The organism is Cryobacterium sp. TMB3-10, assembly GCF_004402305.1.
Classification (GTDB): Bacteria; Actinomycetota; Actinomycetes; order Actinomycetales; family Microbacteriaceae; genus Cryobacterium; species Cryobacterium zongtaii.
On the sequence record NZ_SOGH01000003.1, the window covers coordinates 38,966 to 60,397 of the forward strand.

The following is a 21,432-nucleotide window of genomic DNA, read 5'->3' on the forward strand; positions in this document are numbered from 1 at the left end:
TGTCAGCGGCGCACGGCACGCAGGCGGGTCCACGCCTCAAGCGCCGCGGCCATCTCGGCATGCTTCTTGCTGGTGCCCTCGCCGGTGGCCGTCACGGCGGTGCCGACACTCACGGTGGCCACGAAGACTTTGGAGTGGTCCGGTCCGCTTTCGGCGACGGTGTACACCGGAACTCCGGCTCCCAACCGCGCGGCGGCTTCCTGCAGGCTGGTCTTGGGGTCCATCGAGATCCCGAAGTGGCCGGGGTCCGCCAGCATGGGCTGCAACAGCCGCATGACAAAACGCGTCGCGGAGTCCACGCCGGTGTCGAGGTAGACCGCGCCGATGAGCGCCTCGACGGTGTCGGCCAGGATCGACGACTTGTCGCGGCCACCGGTGAGGGTTTCCCCACGTCCGAGGCGCACAAAACGACCCAAGCCGATACCGCGGGCGATTTCGGACAGGGCGGCCGTGGACACCAGGCTGGCCCGGCGCTTGGCAAGGTCGCCCTCCGGCAGCTGCGGGTAATCGCGGTACAGCATCACGGTCACCGCCTGGCCCAGAATCGAGTCGCCCAGAAATTCCAGGCGTTCGTTCGTGGGCAAGCCACCGTTCTCGTACGCGTATGAGCGGTGTGTCAACGCGAGTTCGAGAAGACCGGCGTCGACCTGCACGCCAAGAATCTCCTGCAGGGCCGCCATCGGATTCTCCGGCGCCCCTGTCGGTCCCCGGGCAGCAGAAACTCCTGCAGCAGTGACCGCTGCAGGAGCATCTGTTCCGGGATTTGCGTCAGAACCTGACACGGTTGCGCACCACCCCTTGGTTGAAGCTCTGACTAAACGTCAGCGACCTTACGGCCCTTGTACTCCATGAAGAGTGCGGTGCCGGCGGCGTCCGTGACGACCTTCGCGCGGTGCGGGAGGCTGTAGACAACCTTGCCGTTTTCCATGGTCTTCACCAGGGTGGGGGCTTCGGCCTTCCAGCAGGAACGGCGTGAGCGGGTGTTGGAGCGTGATTGCTTGCGCTTCGGGACTGCCATGACTACTTCTCTTCTCTATCCGGTACAGCATGGATGTGCTCATCCGTGCTGATGCTTTCGGAAGCTTGGAATTCCAATAGTGCGGACCATCTCGGATCCGGCACTTCACTCGGTTCGAGTTCAGGGGAAGTGGCACGCCGTTCCCCGGTCTCTGGGTCGAGACCTGGGCAATCCCGCCGGCAAACCGGCTGGAACGGCAGTGACAACACCACTGCATCCCTGATGAGAGGTTCAAGATCCACGTGGTCGTCTTGAACCGCACACTCATAAGCTTCATCAAGAGCGTACGCGAAAAGTTCAACAAAATGAACTCGGACAGGCAATTCGATGTCAATCAGGCATCTTCCGCACTCTCCGGCGGCTTTTCCGGTGACATCGGCGGTCACCAGGATGCCCTCGTGGATGCATTCCAGACGCAGATCGGCCTCGAGGGTGGAGCCGGCTTTCACGGCAACGAGCGCTTCACCGAGGTCGTTGGGAACGACGATGTCGATGTTGCGCTCGTACATCGTTCCCGGGCGGTTGATGACGTCGCGAACGTCAACCTTGTACGGGGTCTTCTTGAACTTGATCACAAGGGAAAATTCTACGCGCCCCCGGGCGTGCCGGTGGCCAGGCCCATCCGGCGCAGTGCCGACGAGGTCAGCGACGTCGGGAACACCAGGGCCCTGGCCCGCTGGATGGCCCGGGAACCGTGCCGCACGGCGTGAACGACGACATCAAGATCGGCCAGCAGCCCGGCACCCGGGTTCGTTGGCGACCCGTCCCGGCGGGCGTAGTGCGCCTGTTCGGTGGCCACCAGCATCCGCTCGAGCGCCTCGCGGGCCCGGGGACTGTCGCCCACACCGGGCCGGTCCCGGATACTGTCGGCCAGCTCCCGTGCGGTGAGGGTGTCGTAGACCTCCAGCCCGTGATCCACCGCGGTATCGGACAGCTCACGCCAGGCCAGCACCGCGCCGGCCCGATCCGCTGCCAGAAGGCGCCGCCGCCGCCGCCGCCGGGCCAGGCGGAACACGCCGGGGGCGAGCAGGAGAAGCAGGACACCCGTCGCCACGAGCCCGATCCGGGCGAGAATGTTGGGCAACTCATCCTCCTCGGCCGCCAGAGTGTCCACGGGGCCACCCTCGAATCCGGGGTTGTCGTTGGCCCGCGGCACGACCGACGGCGCCTCACCCGCGGACGGCGCACCGGACGCCGTCGAGCTCTCCGGCGCGGCGTAGTCCGGAACCGTGCCCCGCCCAGGGGTCGGTTCGAAAGGCACCCAGCCGACCCCGACGAAGTAGAGCTCCGGCCAGGAGTGCAGGTCGTGCGAGTCGACGTTGTACCGGTTGATGCCGTCGACGGCCGTGGCCGTCCGGGTGCCGGGGAGGTACCCCAGCACGATCCGGGCCGGGATGCCCAGGCTGCGCGACATCAGGGCCATCGCCGAGGCGAAGTGCACACAGTAGCCGCGTTTCACGTCGAGGAACGTGGCGATGACATCGGCCCCGCCGCCGTCGTACCCCTCATCGACCGGAGCCTCGGTGTCGTAGGTGAATTCACTTCCGCGCAGGTAATCCTGGATGGCCACCGCGGCGTCGTAGTTCGACTCCGTACCCGTACTGACGATGCGGGCGGTGTCACCGATGATCCCGGGTGTTCCCATCGGCAGGAACAGACTCGGCTCGATGTCGACGGGGTACCGGGTGCCGGACTCACGAAGTTGTTCCCTGGTGGGCTGCAGTTCGAGGGACGTCACCGCGTAGCGCTGGCCGATGGTCGTGCTGTCGGTGCTCGAAATGGCTCGGGTGTCGTTGTTCCAGAACCAGTCCCCGGTGAGCCCATCGACGCTCGTTGCGGGCACGGGGACCGGCAGCATGTCGGTGCGGACCCCGTCGATGTCGATGATGGTGTTGGCCTCGGTCCTGGCCACCCGTTGGGAGAGCCCCGGCGGATTCGCTATGGAGTCGACGGTCAGGTCCTCATCGACCTCGACGGCCCTCGGCAGCCACGTGGTGCCCTTGATGTCATCGAGGGTGAGCAGTGCGAGGTACGGCTGCTCGACGGCCGTTGTGCGGTAGTGCAGCGCGGGACCGGCCTTGGGCCTGCGCAGGTCCTGGCCGAGTTCGATCATCTGGCTGACTCCGGCACCGAAGAGCGCGCTGTCGGACCGCGAGCCGAAGGCTCCGCCGGAGATCACGGGCGCCGACAGGCTGAAGATCAGGGAGCCGACGATGCCGATGGCAGCGATGGCGATGGCTCCGCGTACGGCCCCGGTCGCACCCGTGATCCCTGTTCCGCGCCCGCCGGCCTGCCGGTTGACCCGCATCCCACGCAGATGCACGTCGATGCGCAGGAGGAGCAGATACGCGGCGGCTGTCGCAACGAGGGCGACCCAGTCCGCACCGGTGGACACCACAAAACCGGGTACCGCAACGGGGACCAGGGCCGGGATCCCGGCCAACGCGGGCCGGCCCAGACCGATCGCGAGGATGTCCATCAGGATCGCCAACAAGCCCACTCCCACGGCCAGGAGGAACAGGATGCCGTCCAGCACCTGGGCCGGAGTGCCCTGCGTCTGAATGGAGCGCACCCCGTCAGTGGCCAGTTCGGTGAAGCGGGCGACGGTATCGCCGGTGGGAACCAGCCAGAGCAGCCCGGTCCCGCCACCGAAGAACAGTGTGAGTAGCACGATGAGCCCACCCGTCGCCAGCAGCGGCACGACCACACTGTGCACCCCCGCCCGACGCAGCCCTGCCGAACCGACGAGCACGAGGCTCGCCACGATCAACAGCACCAACCACCACGACGATCCGGCCAGGACGGCGCCCAGGGCGGTGCATCCGGTCATCAGCAGCACCAGCAGCGCCAGGGTGAGCGGCCAGCGCACGATTTCAGTTCTGGTCATCGCGTCGCCGCCGTGTCCTGCCCGGCCTGCGCCCACGCAACCGCGACCGGTGCCGACGTATCCACCAGCGCGCACTGCCAGCCGGCCTCGCTCAGGCGTTCGATGGAGTCGGCGCTCATGGTGTCGAACACGAACGCGACGGCGGGCTGGCAGAGGCCGCGCAAGGCGACCAGGTCACGCGTGTCGGCGGGGCCGATATCGACGAGAACCGCGAAGGACGGAACCTGACGGCCCAGAGTCGCTGCCGGCCGGTGGCCGAGGCCGTCATCGATCGCGGCGTGGGTCACGCGGTCACGTCGGACCACGATCGCCAGGGCATCGACAAGCGCGGGCACGCCTTCCGGACCGGTGAACGAAGCCGGGTCGTCGCCGCGCAGGCCCCCTCGCCGGCCGTTGTCCGGATCGTGAGGAACCCTGGAGTCCCCCGCCACTGGCCGCACGGGGAGGAGCTGGCAGGGGCCGAGCTCCACCACATCGAGTCTGAACCCGCCCTCGAGCAGATGAACGGCGACGGACGCGGCCAACTCGATGGCCAGCTCGAATTCGGCGTCGTGCCCGCGGTCGGCGCCCCGCCCTCCGCGGGTGGTGTCGAGGATGACGCGCGCTTCGGGATGGCTGCGTTGTTCCTCCTGCCGGACCATGATCTCGCCATGCCGGGCGGTCGCCGGCCAGTTGACCCTGCGCATCGGGTCCCCCGGCCGGTACTCCCTGGCGATCAATTCATTCGAGTCATTGTTGAGATGCCGAACACGTTCATGGCGGGAGCCCTCGCCCCGTGTGATCGACACACCGTTGCCCGGCAGCGAGGTGACCCTAGGCGTCACGGTCAAATCATGCGGTGAGCCGATCGGCCACTCGCTGTAGGCGAGTCCGAAGGGGTCCGACCGGCCGAGCATCAGCGGTCCGATCGGATACACCCCCCGCCGGGATGGATGCAGCTGATAGCTCACCACCGCGGTGTCTGCGGCGCTCGAGCGCCCGGCTCGCGCCGGTGCGAGGGACCGCAGCGGCTGGCTCGGCGGCACGCTGACGCCCCTGACCGCCGTGTCGCGCCAGCGCAGTCCGAGCAGGGGCGTTGGGGCGAGATTGCGGATCTGGATCGTCACGGTGGCGCTGGACCCCGCTGTCACGGTGCCGGGCCTGAACGTGCGGGTGACGGACACGCGCACCGGATGGACGAGGACGAAGCCGAGGGCCACTGTCGGGACCAGAAGCAGCACCCCGGCCACGAACAGGAGGTCGCGTTCGTCGTAGGCCCAGGCGACCGCGAACAGCACCGCCCCGACGCCCAGGAAAACGGCCCCGCGCACTGTGGGGCGAACCAGTCGGCGGGCCCGGCCGCGTCGCCCGGTCAGGTCCGTCCGGGTCATGCCCCTCTGCGTCTTGCTCATCTGCGTCACGTCCACCTGCATCTATGGCCCATGATGACTCCGATAGTGTGCCGCCCGCTACAGGCGGCCCTGCGACCCCGTCGGCACGGGCGTGGCCGCGAGGATGCGCCTGATCGTCTCCTCGATGAGCAGGGCGCTGTCCTGCGATCGATGGCCCAGTGCCCGGGTGGTGGGCACCAAACGGTGCCCGAGCACGGCGACGGCTAGCGAGTCGATGTCGTCGGGAAGCACATACTCCCTGCCGTGCAGAGCCGCCTGGGCCTTCGCGGCCCTGATCAGCTGCAGGGTAGCCCGCGGGCTCGCCCCCAACCGCAGGTCGCGGTCGTCCCGGGTGGCCCGCACCACGGCGACGGCGTACTCCTTGACCGCCCCGGAGGCGAACACGCTCCGTGCGGCCGACATCATGCCCCGCAGCTGGGGGCCGGTGACCACGGCGTCGATCCTGGACAGCGGGCTGGTCAGGTCGCGGGAGTCGAGCATCGAGAGTTCGGAGGCCGGGTCGGGGTAACCCATCGAGATGCGCGCCATGAAACGGTCGCGCTGGGCCTCGGGGAGGGCGTAGGTGCCCTCCATCTCGATGGGGTTCTGGGTGGCGACGACGGCGAACGGGCGCGCCAGCGGATAGCTGTGTCCGTCGACGGTGACCTGGCGTTCCTCCATGCACTCCAGCAGCGCGGATTGGGTCTTGGGACTGGCCCGGTTGATCTCGTCGCCGATCACGATGTTCGCGAAGATGGCGCCGGGCTTGAACTCGAACCGCCGCTCAGACTGGTTGTAGATCGACACACCCGTCACATCCGAGGGCAGCAGGTCCGGCGTGAACTGGATGCGGCTGACGCTGCAGTCCACGGACTTGGCGAGCGCTTTGGCGAGCATGGTCTTGCCCACTCCGGGCACGTCCTCGATGAGGAGGTGTCCCTCGGCGAGGAGCACCGTGAGCGCGATCTGCACGGCCGAATGCTTGCCGTCGATGACGGACTCGACGTTGCGCATGATCGCGAGGGCGGCTCCCTGCACGTCGGCGAGAGCCACGTCGGTTTCACCGTCCCCGTCGATGGCGCTGCGGGATGCCGCACCGACGGTGGTCGTGCCGGCCACGGCCGACTCCGAGACCCAACGTCCCGGAAATGCGTTCATGCGAGCGGTCGATTCAGAAAGGCCGCGACGGCGGGCGGCACATACGGGGCGATGTCACCGCCGAGGGCGGCAACCTGACGCACCAGGGAGCTGGACACGTGGGCGTGAGCGGGGTCCGGCAGCATGAAGATGGTTTCGACGCCCGCGAGGTTGCGGTTCACGATGGCCATCGGGGTCTCGTAGGCCACATCGATCTGAGAGCGGATGCCCTTGACCAACACACTGGCGCCCACGTCGACGCAATAGTCGACGAGCAGGCCCATGCTCCAGGAGCTGACGATGATGTTTCCCGGCAGTTCGGCCTCGATGATCGCCCGCTCGATGAGGGAGACCCGCTGGGTGATCGGCAGAAGCGCCGACTTGGCCGGGTTGTGCACCACAAGAACGTGCAGCTCGTCGTACAGTCCCGCCGCTCGTTGGATCACATCGAGGTGCCCCAGTGTGACGGGGTCGAATGAACCAGGTACGACGGCGATCCTGCGCATACGGTTCACCCTAGCGCCAGCTTGCAGCGCCCGCTGCCCGGTCCGGCCGGATTTCCCAGACGTTCAGACGCTGACGGTGACCCGTTCAGCCTTTGGAGAGCGCGGCGCGCTCCGAGTCGTCGAGCCGGCGGCGCACGGCCGCCCGCAACGCCGGCATGGTGCGCATCTCCGGGTCCCCGCCGATGAGTTCGCGGGCGGCGGTCCTGGCGTCGGCGATGATGTCGCCGTCGGTCGCCACGCGGAGCAGGCGCAGCGACGACTGGCCGCCGGACTGGAAGCGGCCGAGCACATCGCCCTCCTGCCGTTGCTCGAGGTCGACCTGCGCCAGGACAAACCCGTCGAGGGTGTTCGCGACGGCCTCGATGCGGTCCCGGGCCGGGGACCCCGACGGCGCCGCTGTCACCAGCAGGCATAGCCCGGGCACGCCGCCGCGGCCCACCCGGCCGCGCAACTGGTGTAGCTGGGACACGCCGAAGCGGTGGGCATCCATCACGACCATCACCGAGGCGTTGGGCACGTCGACGCCGACCTCGATGACGGTGGTGGCCACGAGCACCTGGATGTCACCGGCCGCGAAGGCCCGCATGGTGTCGTCCTTCTCGTCGGCGGTCATGGCGCCGTGCAGCGGTTCGATCCGGGCATCCCGCAGCAGCGGATGCCGGTGCAGCTCGGCGTTGAGCTCTTCGACGGTGGTCATCGGGGTGGCGTCGAAGTCGATCTCCTCGCCCTGTTCGAGCTTCTTCGGCGCGATCGCGGGGCACACCACGAAGCACTGGCGGCCGAGCGCGAGCTCCTCGGACACCCGCTGCCACACCCGCACCACCCAGGCCGGTTTTTCGTCGAGGGGCACCACGAAGCTCTCGATCCCCGGGCGTCCGGACGGGAGCATGGCGATGGTGCTCACGTCGAGGTCACCGAACACCGTCATCGCGATGGTGCGGGGAATGGGCGTGGCGGTGAGCACCAGAACGTGCGGCGGCAGTTCGGCCTTCTGTCGCAGGGCCTCGCGCTGGTCGACGCCGAAACGGTGCTGTTCGTCGATGACGACCAGGCCGAGGTCGAAGAACCCGACGGTGTCACTGAGCAGGGCGTGTGTGCCGATCACGATGCGGGCCTGGCCGGACACCGTGCGCAGCAGTGCCTTCCGCCGTTCGGCGACGGGGAGCTGCCCGGTGAGCAGGGTGGGCATCAGTTCGGCGGTGAGGTCGGGGCCCAGGATGCGGGCTATCGAGCGCAGGTGTTGCCCGGCCAGCACCTCGGTGGGGGCCAGCAGCGCCGCCTGGCCGCCGGAGTCCGCCACCGCGAGCATGGCGCGCAGGGCCACGACGGTCTTGCCGGAGCCGACCTCGCCCTGGACCAGCCGGTTCATCGGGGCGGTCAGGGCAATGTCTCGCAGGATCTCGGCGCCGGTGATCTCCTGGTCGACGGTGAGGGCGAACGGCAGCGTCGCGTCGAACCGCTCGAGGTAACCGCCGGGGACCGGCTGCCGCGACCGGGTCCGCAGGGCGCGGTGCTCGGTGTGCTGCTGCACCAGCACGCACTGCAGCACGAACGCCTCAGTGAAGCGGAGCGTCTCCCTGGCCTCGTTCCAGTCGTCGTCGGTGGTGGGGCGGTGGATGCGCAGCAGCGCGTCCCGGTGCTCCAGCAGGCCGCGTTCGCGGCGCATCCGCTCGGGGATCGGGTCCTCGACCGGGCCGAGCCTCTCGAGGACCTTCACGATCAGCTTGGCGATCTGCCAGCTCGTCACGGCAGCCGTCGCACCGTAGATCGGGATGGGCCGGTCGGCCCACAGGCGGGCCTCTGCGGCATCCTCCGGCGAGATCGTGGCGTCCATGGGGTTGTCGCTGCCCGGCACGATCTCGAAGTCGGGATGGGCGAGCTGACGGGTCTTGTTGAAAATCGTGACCTTGCCGGAGAACATCGCCCGCATGCCGGGGCGCAGGGTCCTGGACAACCAGGGCTGGTTGAAGAAGGTCAGCGAGAGCATGCCGCGCCCGTCGGAGATGATGACCTCCGTCCGGTGCGGTGACTTTTTGCCCGGCTGCCGGCTGCCGGGGCTCTTCACCGTCACGGACAGCACTTCGGCCAGCACTGTCACGGCCTCGTCCAGCGGCAACGCCGCCAGCGTGGTGAGTTCGCCGCGCCGGGCGTATCGGCGCGGGTAGTGGCTGAGCAGGTCGCCCACCGTCGCCATGCCGAAGGCCTTGTCCAGCAGGGTCGCCTGGCCCTGGCCGAGAACGCCCCGCAGGGCCGAATCGAGGGTCAGCGCCCCGGGGTCGTCGGCGGGGTCCCCGTGCGAGGTGGCGGCATCCGAACCGGTCATACTCCGATGCTAAACGTCAGCACCGACGCCGGGCACCGACGCCGCAGACTGTGGATGGCGCGCGAAGGCTAGGCTCGAAGACAAATGACGCGAATTGTCGCCGGGTTCGCCGGCTCCCTCACCCTCACCGTGCCGGCCAAGGGCACCAGGCCCACCAGCGACCAGGTGCGCGAGGCACTGTTCTCGGCACTCGACGCCCGCGACGCCATCCGTGACTACAGGGTGCTCGACCTGTACGCCGGTTCCGGCGCACTCGGCCTCGAGGCCGCCAGCCGCGGCGCCAGGGTCGTCACCCTCGTCGAGAACGGCTTCGCGGCCAGCCAGACCTGCCGTAAGAACGCCGCCGCGGTGCAGAAGGCCGCCCCGAAGGGCGCGAACCTCGCTATCTCGGTGTCCAGCCAGGCCGTGCAATCCTTCCTTGGCGGCACCCCCGACGGCTTCGACCTGGTCTTCCTCGACCCGCCGTACGACCTCCCGGACGCCGAGCTGGCCGCGAACCTCGCCGCCCTGGCGCCGCTGCTGGACCCGGACGCCCTCGTGGTGGTGGAACGCTCGTCCCGGTCGCCGGAACCCACCTGGGGACCCGGCCTCGTCGTGGAACGCCGCAAGAACTACGGCGACACCACCCTCTGGTACGCCGGGGTGGCCGGCCCGGTGTAGGAAACCCCTGAAGAGGGCTGGTCAGAACGGATTTTTGCGCCTACGGTTGATGTGTGGGCACCGTCGTCCACCGCATTCGAAAGGTCGACTCTGTGCGTGTAGCGGTTGTTTGTGCCAGCCAGTACGGCGCCACCCTGGGCATCGCCGAACGCATCGGCGCCGAACTCGGCCTCGCCGGCCTGGACGCCCGCGTCTACGATGCCGCACAGCCCCCGCACGCGGAGGATGTGGCGGGTTTCGACGCCTTCGTGGTGGGCAGCGCCGTGTACATGGGTCACTGGCTCAAAGATGCCACGACCTTCGTGCACCGCTACCAGCCCACCCTTCTCGAACACCGGGTCTGGCTGTTCAGCAGCGGCCCGCTCGGATCGGCGACCACGGATGCCGACGGCACCGATGTGCGGGAGAGCACCGTGCCCGCGGAGATCGCCGATTTCACCAACAGCGTGCGGCCGGTCGGTCACCGGGTGTTCTTCGGAGCCATCGATCCGGATGTGCTCAGCCTGGGGCACAGGCTGATTCGAAAGTTCCCCGGCGCGGCCGAGAAGATCCCGGCCGGCGACTTCCGCGACTGGCCGGAGATCGAAGCCTGGGCGAGGGAGATCGCCCGCGCCCTGGTCACGCCCGCCTGAGCCGGCTCATCGTTGGGGAGGGTGCCTCAGGTGGTGGCGCCGTCCCAGCCGCGGTACGGGTCCCAACCGCCCTGGGTGTGCGGCTCACCGTCCACGAGCACGATCCCGGACTCGCCGGTGACGGTGCCGAGGCGCCGGAATCCGGCGGGGAGCTCCGCGGTGGGCGGGAAGGTGGCCAGCAGGCCGTGGTCCTCTCCCCCGCCCAGGGCCAGCTCCCGCTGGTCGCCGAGCGCCGCTGAATCAAAATCGACGCCGGCGCCGCTGGCCCGCGCGAGCCGGCCCGCATCGATAGCCAGCCCGTCGGACACGTCGAGCATGGCCGTCGCTCCGGCGGCCGCCGCGACAGCGCCCAACCGGATCGGCGGTACCGGCGCCAGTTGCGCCTCGACGAACCGGGGCTCGCGCAGCTTGAGGGCATCGGCGGCCGCGCGGCTCGGCACTCCGTCGGCGTCCACCCCGAAGCGGAACAGCAGCCCGAGGCCGATGCCGGCGTCACCCAGACGTCCAGCGTGGGCAACGATGTCCCCCGGCCGGGCACCGGAACGCAGCACGGGCGCCCGACCCTCGAGGTCGCCGAAGGCCGTGATCGAGAGAGTGAGGGCGTCGGAGGCGGACAGGTCACCGCCCACGACCCCGCAGCCCGGAGCCAACGCTTCACAGCCGTCGCGCAACCCGTCGGCGATGCCGAGGATGACCGAGATCGGTGTGGACGGCGGAGCGGCGATGGCCACCACGAGCGCTGTGGGCCTCGCGCCCATCGCGGCGACATCGGACAGGTTCGTGGCGGCGGCCTTCCAGCCCAGGTCGTGCGGCGTCGACCAGGCCAGCCTGAAGTCCGGGCCCTGGATCATCATGTCGCAGGTGACGACGAACCGGCCGTCGGCCGCGGAGAGCACGGCGGCGTCGTCACCGGGTCCGAGCAACTCGATGTCGGCGTGCGGCAGCCGCGGGAAGATGCGGGCGAGCACCTCGCCCTCGCTGAGGTCGGCCAGGGTCTGGTCGGGAGCATTGGTCATGCTTCAAACGGTAACCTGAATGTGATGACTCTCCAGTTCACCCTCTCTCGCCGGCTCCGCCACAGCACCGGTGTCCGCGCCGCGACAGCGCTGCTGCTCGCGGCCTCCGCCGTTGTGCTCACAGGGTGTGCCGCCGCGGTTCCGATGCAGCCGGCAGCGGATGCGGAGAACCCCGCCTGCGCCGACATCATCGTGCGCCTGCCGACGACCGTGGCCGACCAGCCCGAGCGGGAGACGAACGCTCAGGCCACCGGCGCCTGGGGTGACCCCAGCGCGGTGCTGCTCACCTGCGGCGTCGAGGTGCCCGGACCCACCACGCTGCCGTGCGTGAGCATCAACGGAGTCGACTGGATCGAGGATGACAGTGAGGCGCCCATGTACCGGTACACCACCTATGGGCGTGAACCGGCCACGGAGGTCTACCTCGACTCCGAGCTGGTCAGCGGATCGACAACCCTGGTCGACCTCGCCGCGGCCGTCGCGAACGTTCCCGCCTCGAAGCAGTGCCTCAGCGCCGACGACGTGACCCTGCCCAGCGAGACGCCCGCGCCCTAAGGCGGGCTCCGCCGCGCGGAGGCCGCGGATGCCGTGCCCGGGCCCGCGCGCCCCTCATCGAGTTGCCGGAAATACACCCTTCAGGGCAGCTGAAGGGGAATCCTGCGGAAAGTCGTGGAGGGCGCACCCATCGACTCACGGCAAACGCCCCCTTCAAAGCAGCTGAAGGGGGCGTTTCACGGCAAGTGGTGGCGGCGTCTGCGTTACTCGGTGACGACGGCGGAGGTGCGGCGGCGCTTGTGCGCTGCCCGGGCCAGGGCCACCTCGATGAGCTCGTCGATCAGCTGCGGGTAGGTGTACCCGCTGGCCAGCCAGCAGCTGGGGAACATCGAGATGGGGGTGAAGCCCGGCATGGTGTTGATCTCGTTGATCACCCAGCCGTCGGCGGTGAGGAAGAAGTCCACCCTGGCCAGGCCGCCGGCGTCGATGGCCTCGAACGCCCGCACCGCGATGTCCTGCATCTCGGCCAGGTCCGCCGGGGCGAGGTCCGCCGGGCAGAGCAGTTCGATGCCCGCAGCGTCGAGGTACTTGGCGGCGAAGTCGTAGAAGTCGCGGCCGGTGACGACGACCTCACCGGCAACGGAGGCATGCGCCGGTTCGCCGGGGCGCCCCTGCAGCACGGCGACCTCGAGCTCGCGGCCCACCAGGCCCGCCTCGATGAGCACCTTGTCGTCCTCGGCCAGCGCCACGGCCATCGCCTCGGCCAGCTGGTCGGAGTTGGCGACCCGGCTCACGCCGACGCTGGAGCCGGCTCTGGCCGGCTTCACGAAGGCGGGCAGCCCCAGCTCCTCCAGGGCGGCGTAAGCCGACCCCGGCGCGTCGGCCCAGTCGTCCGCGGTGATGGTTCGCCAGGGGGCCACGGCCAGCCCCGAGTGCTGCAGAACGGTCTTGGTGAAGTGCTTGTCCATGCCCAACGCTGACGCGAGCACACCGGAGCCGACGAACGGCAGGTCGACGAGTTCGAGCATCCCCTGCACGGTGCCGTCTTCGCCGTATGGTCCGTGCAGGATCGGGAACACCAGGTCGATCGGGCCGAGGCTCCGGCGGCCGGAGTCGTCCACGACGATGACTTCGCGGCTACGCGCACTGTCGGGCCAGAGCACCCGGGTCCCGTTGTCGGTGACCTCGGGCAGGGCGGCGGCGGTCAGCGCGAACTTGGTCGGATCGTCGTCTTCGAGCACGAAGGTGCCGTCGCGGGTGATGCCTACCGGGATGACCGTGTAGCGGTCCCGGTCAATTGCGGCCAGTACCCCGCCCGCTGTGGCGCAGCTGATCGAATGTTCGCTTGAACGCCCCCCAAACAGCAGCGCTACCGTGAGCTTGTCCGTCATCAATGGTCCTTTCACCCTGCGGTGCGCCGGAGTCAGTCGTGAGGTGCGGCGCAATATCCCGCGGCTTCAGCGTACCCGCCAGCACCTGGCGCACCTGTTCGACGATGGGCATGTCGACACCCTTGGCACGCGCCAACTCGAGGATCGGGCTCACGGATGCGAGTCCCTCTGTGGTCTGCTGCATCTGCGCGATGACGTCGTTGTAGCTGTAGCCCTGGCCGAGCAGCCGGCCGGCGGTGTTGTTGCGGGACAGCGGGGACTGGCAGGTCGCGATGAGGTCGCCGAGGCCCGCCAGACCCGCGAGGGTCTCCGGCTGCGCGCCGTAGGCCACGGCGAAGTCGGTCATCTCCACGAGCCCGCGGGTGATGATCGACGCCTTGGTGTTCTCGCCGTAGCCGACGCCGTCCACGATGCCGATCGCCACGGCGATGAGGTTCTTGAGCACGCCGCCGAACTCGGTGCCGATGACGTCGGTGTTCACGTACGACCTGAAGTACTTCGTGGTGGCCAACAGGGCCACGGCGTGCGCGGTATCCAGGTTCGACGAGGACACCACGGCGGCCGTGGGCTGCTCCTTGGCGATCTCCAGGGCGAGGTTGGGCCCAGAGATCGCGGCGATGCGGGCCGGGTCGATCGGCAGGACCTGCTCGATGATCTCGCTCATCCGCAGACCCGAGGAGCGTTCGACGCCCTTCATCAGCGACACGATGATGGCGTTGGGCGCCAGGAACGGTTCGGCCTGGATGAGGTTCTCGCGCAGGGACTGGCTGGGCACGGAGACGAAGACCTGATCGGCGCCGGCGAGGGCCAGATCGAGCCTGGACGTGGCGCGGAGGCCCACGGGCAGGTTGATACCGGGCAGGTAGTCGCTGTTGCGGCGCCCCTCGGTGATCTCCTTCGCCAGCTCGGGGCGGCGGGCCCAGAGCACCACATCCGCTCCGCCGTCGGTGAGGATTTTCGCGAACGTGGTGCCCCAGCTTCCGGCGCCGAGAACGGCAACGCGGGTGCCTGGCTGGACTTTAGGCTTCAAAACGGCCGGTCTCTTTCTGATCGTGCTCAGAGGGGTTCCAGCGCTTGGCCGGTGCGGTCTCGTTGCGGAGGTCCTCGAGCAGGGCGGTGATGGCGTCCATCACCACGGCGGTCGCCTCGTTCAGCGTCGCCGTATCGAGGTTGCGGCCGCGGAACTCGGCCAGGTCGAGCGGGTCGCCAATCTTGACCAGGATGGTCTTGCGCGGGAACAGGTGCAGCTTCTTGGAGTACCGCTCCATGAGCTGCTGGGTGCCCCAGTGCGCCGCCGGCACGATGGGGATGCCCTGCTCCAGGGCGATCCGCACGGCGCCGCTCTTGCCGCGCATGGGCCACATGCCCGGATCGCGGGTGAGGGACCCCTCCGGGTACACGACCACCATCTGGCCGCGTTCGACGAGCCGACGGGCGGCCTTGACGGGCTCGCTGCCGCGCACCGAACCGCCACGCTGCACCGGAATCTGCCCGGACTTCTTCAGCAGCCAGCCGGCAACGGGCAGCTTGAAGAGCGACGCCTTGGCCAGGAACCGCGGCAGCCGGCCGAGCTTCCAGCTGACCATGCCCATCACGATCGGGTCGATCTCGCTGTAGTGGTTGGGCGAGAGAACGAACGCGCCCTCACGGGGGAACTTGTGGCCGTCGGTGATCTTGTAGCGCGCGGCCAGGTTCATCGGCGGCAGCACGAGCACGGCAAGCAGCCAGAAAATCGAGGGTTTGCTCTTCTCGGAGCGCACCCGGCCGGACTTCGTCACCGGTAACGACGGGGAATCTGGCGCGTTGGAATCTGGCACGTCTGTATCTGGCACGGTGCCATTATCCTTCGAGATCGAAGTCAGCCCCCAACAGACGCAGCTTGGTGATGAAGTTCTCGTACCCGCGGCTGATGATTCCCACGTTGCTCACGGTGGAGGTTCCCTCGGCCGTGAGGGCCGCGATGAGGTGGCTGAAGCCACCGCGCAGGTCGGGTACCTCGATGTCGGCGCCGACCAGCTTGGTCGGGCCGGCGATGACGGCGGAGTGGTTGAAGTTGCGCTGACCGAAGCGGCACGGGTGCCCGCCGAGGCATTCGCGGTGGATCTGGATGGTGGCGCCCATCTCGACCAGGGCGTCGACGAAGCCGAAGCGCTGCTCGTAGACGGTTTCGTGCACGATCGACACGCCGTGGGCGTGGGTGAGCGCGATCACGAGCGGCTGCTGCCAGTCGGTCATGAAGCCGGGGTGAACATCCGTCTCGATGATGACGGGCTTGAGGTCGCCGCCCGGGTGGTAGAAACGGATGCCGTCGTCGTGGATGTCGAACGCGCCGCCGACCTTGCGGAAGACGTTGAGGAAGGTGAGCATCTCGGCCTGCTTGGCGCCCCCGACGAAGATGTCACCGTCGGTGGCCAGCGCGGCCGCGGCCCAGCTGGCGGCCTCGTTGCGGTCGAACAGGGCGCGGTGCTGGTAGCCCTGCAGGCTGTCGACACCCTCGATGCGGATGACCCGGTCGGTGTCGACCGTGATGATGGCGCCCATCTTCTGCAGGATGTTGATGAGGTCCATGATCTCGGGCTCGATCGCGGCGTTCTTGAGCTCGGTGATGCCCTCGGCACGCACGGCGGTCAGCAGCACCTGCTCGGTGGCGCCCACGCTCGGGTACGGCAACTCCACCTTGGTGCCCTTGAGGCCGTTCGGCGCCGACATGCGGATGCCGCTCTCCTGCTTCTCGACGACGGCGCCGAACTTGCGCAGCACCTCAAGGTGGTAGTCGATGGGGCGGTCGCCGATGCGGCAGCCGCCGAGGTCGGGGATGAAAGCTTCGCCGAGGCGGTGAAGCAGCGGGCCGCAGAACAGGATCGGGATGCGAGAGGAGCCGGCGTGGGCGTCGATGTCGGCGTAGTGCGCGCTCTCCACGTCCACCGGGTCCAGCTGCAGGCTGCCGGGCTCGTCGCCCTCGGTCACCTTGACGCCGTGGGCCTCGAGCAGGCCGCGCACGATGCGTACGTCGCTGATGTTCGGCACGTCACGCAGGATGCTCGGGGTTTCGCCGAGGAGTGCGGCAACCATGGCCTTGGTGACCAGGTTCTTGGCACCCTTGACCTCGATGCGACCGACCAGGGGGCGGCCGCCGCGGATGGTGATCTTGTCGCCGACCAGGCCTACATTGGCTCCGTGACTCTGCGCGTTTCCGCGCTCTGCATTCTCTTGAACGTTTTCGCGGACCTGATTGTTTTCGCCGACGATGATCACAAATTTACCTGCCTTGCGGGGAGAGTGCGGGGGCGCCAGGGCTCCCGGTGGGATTCGAATTCTGCGATTCGCGCTTCGTCGCGCAGGGTCAGGCCGATGTCGTCCAGGCCTTCCAGCAGTCGCCATCTAGTGTATTCGTCGACCTCGAATGAGACTGTGAGGTCGCCGACACTGGCAGTAGAGGCAACCAGATCCACGGTCAGTTCTATTCCGGGGTTCGCCTCGAGTATCCCCCAGAGGGTCTCGGCATCGTCCTCACTGATCTGACCGGCCAGTAGACCCTGCTTGCCCGAGTTGCCCCGGAAAATGTCGCCGAATCGGGGGCTCAGCACCACATCGAAGCCGAAATCGCGCAGCGCCCATACGGCGTGTTCACGCGAAGATCCGGTGCCGAAGTCGGCGCCGACTACCAGGACCTTGGGGCTCTGGTAGGCCGGTTGGTTGAGAATGAACTCAGGATCCTGCCGCCAACCGTAGAAGAGGGCGTCTTCGAATCCGGTCTTGGTGACGCGCTTGAGGAACACTGCGGGGATGATCTGGTCGGTGTCGACGTTCGAGCGGCGCATGGGAACGGCGACACCGGTGACGGTGGTGAATTTCTGCATGACGACTGCTCCTAGACGCTGGCGGGGACGAAAACGGCGGGAACGGCCTCGTGGCCGAGCGTGCCGTCCTGGACGAGGTCCCACGGGCTTGAGAGGGTGCCGCGGATGGCGGTGGCTGCGGCCACCAGCGGGGAGACCAGGTGGGTGCGTCCGCCCTTGCCCTGCCGTCCTTCGAAGTTGCGGTTGCTGGTGGAGGCGCAGCGCTCCCCCGGAGCCAGCTGGTCCGGGTTCATGCCCAGGCACATCGAGCAGCCGGCGAAACGCCATTCGGCGCCGAACGCGAGGAAGATCTGGTCGAGGCCTTCGGCTTCGGCCTCGATCCGCACGCGGGCGGACCCGGGCACCACGAGCATCCGCACGCCGTCGGCAATGGACTTGCCCTTGATGATCTCGGCGGCGGCGCGCAAGTCTTCGACCCGGCTGTTGGTGCAGGAGCCGAGGAACACGGTGTCGACGCGGATGTCCTTCATCGCGGTGCCGGCGGCCAGGTCCATGTATTCGAGGGCGCGTTCGGCGGCGCTGCGCTCGTTGGCGTCGGCGATCTCGGCGGGGTTGGGCACGGTGTCGCTGAGCGAGACGCCCTGGCCGGGGTTGGTGCCCCAGGTCACGAATGGTTCGAGGGTGTCGGCGTCGAGGATCACCTCGGCGTCGAAGGTGGCGCCCTCGTCGGTGGCCAGCGTGTCCCAGTACGCGACGGCGTCGTCCCAATCGGTGCCGGCCGGCGCGTGGGCGCGGCCCTTGAGGTAGGCGTAGGTGGTGGCGTCCGGCGCGACCATACCGGCACGGGCGCCGGCCTCGATCGACATGTTGCAGATCGTCATGCGGCCCTCCATGGAGAGCGCGCGGATGGCGCTGCCACGGTATTCGAGCACGTAGCCCTGGCCGCCGCCGGTGCCGATCCTGGCGATCACGGCGAGGATGATGTCCTTGGCGGTGACGCCGGGACGCAGGGTGCCGTCGACGGTGATGGCCATGGTCTTGAACGGCTTGAGCGGCAGCGTCTGGGTGGCCATGACGTGCTCCACCTCGCTGGTGCCGATGCCCAGCGCCATGGCGCCGAAGGCCCCGTGGGTGGAGGTGTGCGAGTCGCCGCAGACGACCGTGATGCCCGGCTGGGTCAGGCCCAGCTGCGGGCCGACGACGTGCACGATGCCCTGTTCGATATCGCCCAGGGAGTGCAGGCGGATGCCGAACTCGGCGCAGTTGCGGCGAAGTGTTTCGATCTGGGTGCGGCTGGTGAGATCGGCGATGGGCCGGTCGATCGCCAGGGTCGGCGTGTTGTGGTCCTCGGTCGCGATCGTCAGGTCGGGCCGGCGAACCGGGCGACCGGCCAGGCGCAGGCCGTCGAAGGCCTGGGGGCTGGTGACCTCGTGCACGAGGTGCAGGTCGATGTAGATGAGGTCCGGGGTGCCGTTCTCGCCCTTGGCTACCAGGTGTTTGTCCCACACCTTCTCGGCCAGCGTGCGGGGGCGGATGTCCGGCGTGGGTGGATCGGTGATCACTGCGTTAGTCATGTTCGTGCGTCTTCCTCGGGAACGGTGGTCAGCCAACGACAAACTCCGCGACGAGTGGGCCTGTTAGATACGAGACTCGTCGCGGCACAGAAGAAGAAGTCGACGTTGCAGCACACCTCAGGCTAACACGCGCTTTAAAGTCCGCGAACTGTGAGCTGTGCCCCTAAAAATCGCGCATCCTGGTGGGCTTCTCACGGTTCGCGGATGTCGGCGGGCCATGGCCGTGGGGGGACGGTCGACGTATGGTGTGCGCATGACGACCGTGACCGCTCCGAAGACCACTGGCAGGGTGCTCATCGTGATCCTGCTGGCCCAGTTCATCATCGTCGTCGACTCCACGTTCATGAACGTGTCGCTGTCGACCCTCGTGGAGGATTTTGACACGACGGTCACCGGCATCCAGAACGCCATCACGCTGTACACCCTGGTGATGGCCGCCTTCATGATCGCCGGCGCCAAGGTGGGCGACATCATCGGCCGCAAGCGCGCCTTCGTGATCGGCCTCAGCGTGTACTCGGTCGGCACGACCATCACCGCGCTCTCCCCCACGCTGACCGTGTTCATCCTGGGCTGGTCATTCCTCGAGGGGCTGGGCGCGGCCATGATGCTCCCGGCCATGATGTCGCTGATCGTGTCGAACTTCGCCGCCGGCCCCGCCCGGGCGAAGGCCTACGCCGGCTTCGCCGCCATCGCGGGGATCGCCGCGGGGATCGGCCCGATCATCGGGGGCCTGTTCACGTCCTACCTCTCCTGGCGGTTGGCCTTCGCCAGCGAACTGCTCGTGGCGCTGTTCATCTTCACCCAGCTGAAAATCATCAAGGATGCGCCCTTCCTGGGCCGGAAACCCCGCTTCGACTGGCCGGGGTTCATCCTCAGCTCCGCCGGACTCATCACTGCGGTTCTGGGCATCGTGATGGCCTCGGCCTACGGCCTGTTCATCAGTCGCGTTGACGTTGAGATCTTCGGTCAGGTCGTGCTCACCGCCGGCCAGATCTCACCGACGGTCATCCTCGTGTCGATCGGCCTGGTGTTCCTCCTCGTCTTCGTCCTGGTGGAACGAAGCCGGGATCGCCACCACCACGACACGCTCCTGGACCTGAACCTTTTCGGCATCCGCGCCGTCTCGTCGGGGTCGGCCGTGCAGCTGCTGCAGTACCTCGTTCTGACCGGTGCGATCTTCGCACTCTCCCTCTACGTGCAGATGGAACTGAATTACTCGGCGATCCAGAGCGGGCTCACCCTGCTGCCGCTGTCCCTGGCCGTCCTCCTGTCGGCGGCGGTGAGCGGGCGGGTTTTCAGCCGCCGGTTCGCGCCGCGCTCGGTGATCCTCGCCGGCTTCGCCATCATCGTGCTCGGCGCGGCGGCTATGGGGGTGCTGGCCAGGGATGCGACGAGCGGCACCGAGTTCATCCTGGGGCTGGCGCTGGTCGGTTTCGGTGCGGGCACCATCGCTTCCCAGAATCAGAACCTGATCATGTCGTCGGTGAAACCGCAGCGTTCCAACGAAACGTCCGGGGTCATCAACACCTCCCAGAACATCGGCGCATCCCTGGGCACGTCCCTGGCCGGGGCGCTCATCCTGTCGGTGTTCGTCCTGACGGCGACAAGCCTGATCGACGAGAGTCCGGTCTTCTCCTCGTCTGAACAGTCCCAGTTGGACACCGCGGTCACCGAGAAGGCTCAGATCATCAGCGACGCGCAGCTCGGCAACGCCGTCGCGGAGCTGCCCGCCGACCAACAGGCCGAGATCATCGAGATCAACGCCGAGGCCCGGCAGACGGCGCTCACCGTGGTCTACGCTGGCCTGGCCCTCGCCGGACTGCTCGGCTTCGCTGCTGCACTGCGGCTGCCCAAGACGCCGCCGCTTTCGAGCACGGGCCCTGGCGGAACCGGCTCGAGCACGGACAGCACAGCCGGACAGCCCTAGGCGTCGGGCCGCGACACCTGCACCGCGAATTCACCGAGGGAGAGGCTGACGCCGGCGCCCATCGCGGTGCGGACGCCCGGATTCACGGGAGTGCGTTCGCCGTGCACGTCGCCGACACTGACGCCGTTGGTGGAGTGCAGGTCGGTGACCCACAGCTCCCCGTCGACCAGCTCGACGAGGGCGTGCGACTTCGACACCGACCGGGCCGGGTCGATCACGCTGACCATCGTCGCGGCCCGGCGGGTGACCGGGGCCGGGTCGCGGCCCAGCACGAGCGAGCCCGTCACCGGAATGATCTGGCCGTCGGCAAGGGTGAGCTGCCAGACGGATGCGGCCTGCGAGGCAGCCGCGCGCTGCGGAGCGACCGCGGGCAGCGGAGTGCGCGGCGGCGGCGAGCCGGGGAACGTGGGAACAAACGCGGGGATGGACAGCACCGGCGCGGCCCCCGGCGGCGCGACCGCGGGGGCACCGGCCAGCGGGGCGGCTCCCACCGTGGGCATCGGCGGGCCGGTCGGCGGCGCCGCATTGTCGGCGACCGTCGGAGCGCCACCCCCTGGCGCCGGCGGGATGGCGCCGATCAGGTTCTTGTGCGGCACCCGCGCCGTTGATTCCTCGTCGACCTCGGCGTCAGCCTCAGCGTCTTTCGAGCGAAACATGCCCGGCGGGGGAACTATGAAGTCCGGATTTTCCACGGTG

Annotated in this window: 20 protein-coding genes; 4 read left to right on the forward strand and 16 right to left on the reverse strand. The window is 68.3% G+C overall.

Features of this window, described 5'->3' with window-relative positions; genetic code table 11:
• Positions 1-2: 2 nt before the first annotated feature.
• The 8 genes from rnc to E3T22_RS01525 all read right to left on the reverse strand — a co-directional run bounded on the left by rnc (position 3) and on the right by E3T22_RS01525 (position 9,241).
• A complete protein-coding gene (gene rnc / locus E3T22_RS01490) occupies positions 3-680 on the reverse strand; it encodes a ribonuclease III (RefSeq protein ID WP_088456498.1) in 678 nt (225 codons plus the stop codon).
• 134 nt (positions 681-814) lie between these two features.
• Positions 815-1,018, reverse strand: coding sequence for a 50S ribosomal protein L32 (rpmF, locus tag E3T22_RS01495; protein ID WP_066596228.1), 204 nt, complete (start codon positions 1,016-1,018; stop codon positions 815-817).
• Positions 1,019-1,020: 2 nt separating this feature from the next.
• Positions 1,021-1,593, reverse strand: coding sequence for a DUF177 domain-containing protein (locus E3T22_RS01500; RefSeq protein WP_370291435.1), 573 nt, complete (start codon positions 1,591-1,593; stop codon positions 1,021-1,023).
• A gap of 11 nt (positions 1,594-1,604) precedes the next feature.
• Positions 1,605-3,905, reverse strand: coding sequence for a DUF3488 and transglutaminase-like domain-containing protein (locus E3T22_RS01505; protein ID WP_134480450.1), 2,301 nt, complete (start codon positions 3,903-3,905; stop codon positions 1,605-1,607).
• Positions 3,902-5,296: a DUF58 domain-containing protein gene (locus E3T22_RS01510; protein WP_166789245.1), complete on the reverse strand. Its 1,395-nt coding sequence runs from the start codon at positions 5,294-5,296 to the stop codon at positions 3,902-3,904. Before E3T22_RS01510 ends, E3T22_RS01505 begins: the two co-directional genes overlap by 4 nt.
• Positions 5,297-5,353: 57 nt before the next feature.
• A complete protein-coding gene (locus E3T22_RS01515) occupies positions 5,354-6,289 on the reverse strand; it encodes an AAA family ATPase (RefSeq protein ID WP_370028266.1) in 936 nt (311 codons plus the stop codon).
• Between the two features lie 140 nt (positions 6,290-6,429).
• A complete protein-coding gene (gene coaD / locus E3T22_RS01520; RefSeq protein WP_088456502.1) occupies positions 6,430-6,918 on the reverse strand; it encodes a pantetheine-phosphate adenylyltransferase in 489 nt (162 codons plus the stop codon).
• Between the two features lie 85 nt (positions 6,919-7,003).
• Positions 7,004-9,241, reverse strand: coding sequence for an ATP-dependent DNA helicase RecG (locus E3T22_RS01525; protein ID WP_134480452.1), 2,238 nt, complete (start codon positions 9,239-9,241; stop codon positions 7,004-7,006).
• A gap of 84 nt (positions 9,242-9,325) precedes the next feature.
• Between E3T22_RS01525 and rsmD the strand changes: the two genes are divergently transcribed.
• Together rsmD and E3T22_RS01535 are read left to right on the forward strand one after the other, a co-directional pair.
• Positions 9,326-9,901: a 16S rRNA (guanine(966)-N(2))-methyltransferase RsmD gene (gene rsmD / locus E3T22_RS01530; protein ID WP_134480453.1), complete on the forward strand. Its 576-nt coding sequence runs from the start codon at positions 9,326-9,328 to the stop codon at positions 9,899-9,901.
• Between the two features lie 92 nt (positions 9,902-9,993).
• Entirely contained in the window at positions 9,994-10,533 is a 540-nt protein-coding gene (locus tag E3T22_RS01535) for a flavodoxin domain-containing protein (RefSeq protein WP_134480454.1), read from the forward strand.
• A 26-nt stretch (positions 10,534-10,559) separates the two neighbouring features.
• On the opposite strand, the gene thiL is transcribed toward E3T22_RS01535, so the two are convergent.
• Positions 10,560-11,549 carry a thiamine-phosphate kinase gene (gene thiL / locus E3T22_RS01540; protein ID WP_134480455.1) on the reverse strand — a complete coding sequence of 330 codons (990 nt, stop codon included), beginning with the start codon at positions 11,547-11,549 and terminating at the stop codon, positions 10,560-10,562.
• A gap of 24 nt (positions 11,550-11,573) precedes the next feature.
• Between thiL and E3T22_RS01545 the strand changes: the two genes are divergently transcribed.
• Entirely contained in the window at positions 11,574-12,104 is a 531-nt protein-coding gene (locus E3T22_RS01545; RefSeq protein ID WP_103460009.1) for a DUF3515 domain-containing protein, read from the forward strand.
• A gap of 203 nt (positions 12,105-12,307) precedes the next feature.
• On the opposite strand, the gene E3T22_RS01550 is transcribed toward E3T22_RS01545, so the two are convergent.
• The 6 genes from E3T22_RS01550 to leuC form a co-directional block, all read right to left on the reverse strand.
• Entirely contained in the window at positions 12,308-13,435 is a 1,128-nt protein-coding gene (locus tag E3T22_RS01550; RefSeq protein WP_134480456.1) for a D-alanine--D-alanine ligase family protein, read from the reverse strand.
• On the reverse strand, positions 13,338-14,465 hold the full coding sequence (locus E3T22_RS01555) for an NAD(P)H-dependent glycerol-3-phosphate dehydrogenase (protein ID WP_088456508.1): 1,128 nt from the start codon (positions 14,463-14,465) through the stop codon (positions 13,338-13,340). The genes E3T22_RS01550 and E3T22_RS01555 overlap by 98 nt, the downstream gene beginning before the upstream one ends.
• Entirely contained in the window at positions 14,455-15,267 is an 813-nt protein-coding gene (locus tag E3T22_RS01560) for a lysophospholipid acyltransferase family protein (protein ID WP_370289979.1), read from the reverse strand. Before E3T22_RS01560 ends, E3T22_RS01555 begins: the two co-directional genes overlap by 11 nt.
• A 7-nt stretch (positions 15,268-15,274) precedes the next feature.
• Positions 15,275-16,597 carry a UDP-N-acetylglucosamine 1-carboxyvinyltransferase gene (gene murA / locus E3T22_RS01565; RefSeq protein WP_165787962.1) on the reverse strand — a complete coding sequence of 441 codons (1,323 nt, stop codon included), beginning with the start codon at positions 16,595-16,597 and terminating at the stop codon, positions 15,275-15,277.
• An 89-nt stretch (positions 16,598-16,686) separates the two neighbouring features.
• A complete protein-coding gene (leuD, locus tag E3T22_RS01570) occupies positions 16,687-17,295 on the reverse strand; it encodes a 3-isopropylmalate dehydratase small subunit (RefSeq protein WP_088456509.1) in 609 nt (202 codons plus the stop codon).
• Positions 17,296-17,306: 11 nt separating this feature from the next.
• Complete coding sequence (leuC, locus tag E3T22_RS01575) at positions 17,307-18,809, reverse strand: 3-isopropylmalate dehydratase large subunit (RefSeq protein ID WP_103460011.1); 1,503 nt, start codon at positions 18,807-18,809, stop codon at positions 17,307-17,309.
• Between the two features lie 253 nt (positions 18,810-19,062).
• On the opposite strand from leuC, the gene E3T22_RS01580 reads away from it, so the two are divergent.
• Positions 19,063-20,736 (forward strand): MFS transporter, encoded by a 1,674-nt coding sequence (locus E3T22_RS01580; RefSeq protein ID WP_165787956.1) that lies wholly within the window; start codon positions 19,063-19,065, stop codon positions 20,734-20,736.
• Here the strand turns inward: E3T22_RS01580 and E3T22_RS18945 are convergent.
• On the reverse strand, positions 20,733-21,428 hold the full coding sequence (locus E3T22_RS18945) for an FHA domain-containing protein (RefSeq protein WP_166788999.1): 696 nt from the start codon (positions 21,426-21,428) through the stop codon (positions 20,733-20,735). The two genes, E3T22_RS01580 and E3T22_RS18945, sit on opposite strands and share 4 nt — an antisense overlap.
• Between the last annotated feature and the right edge of the window lie 4 nt (positions 21,429-21,432).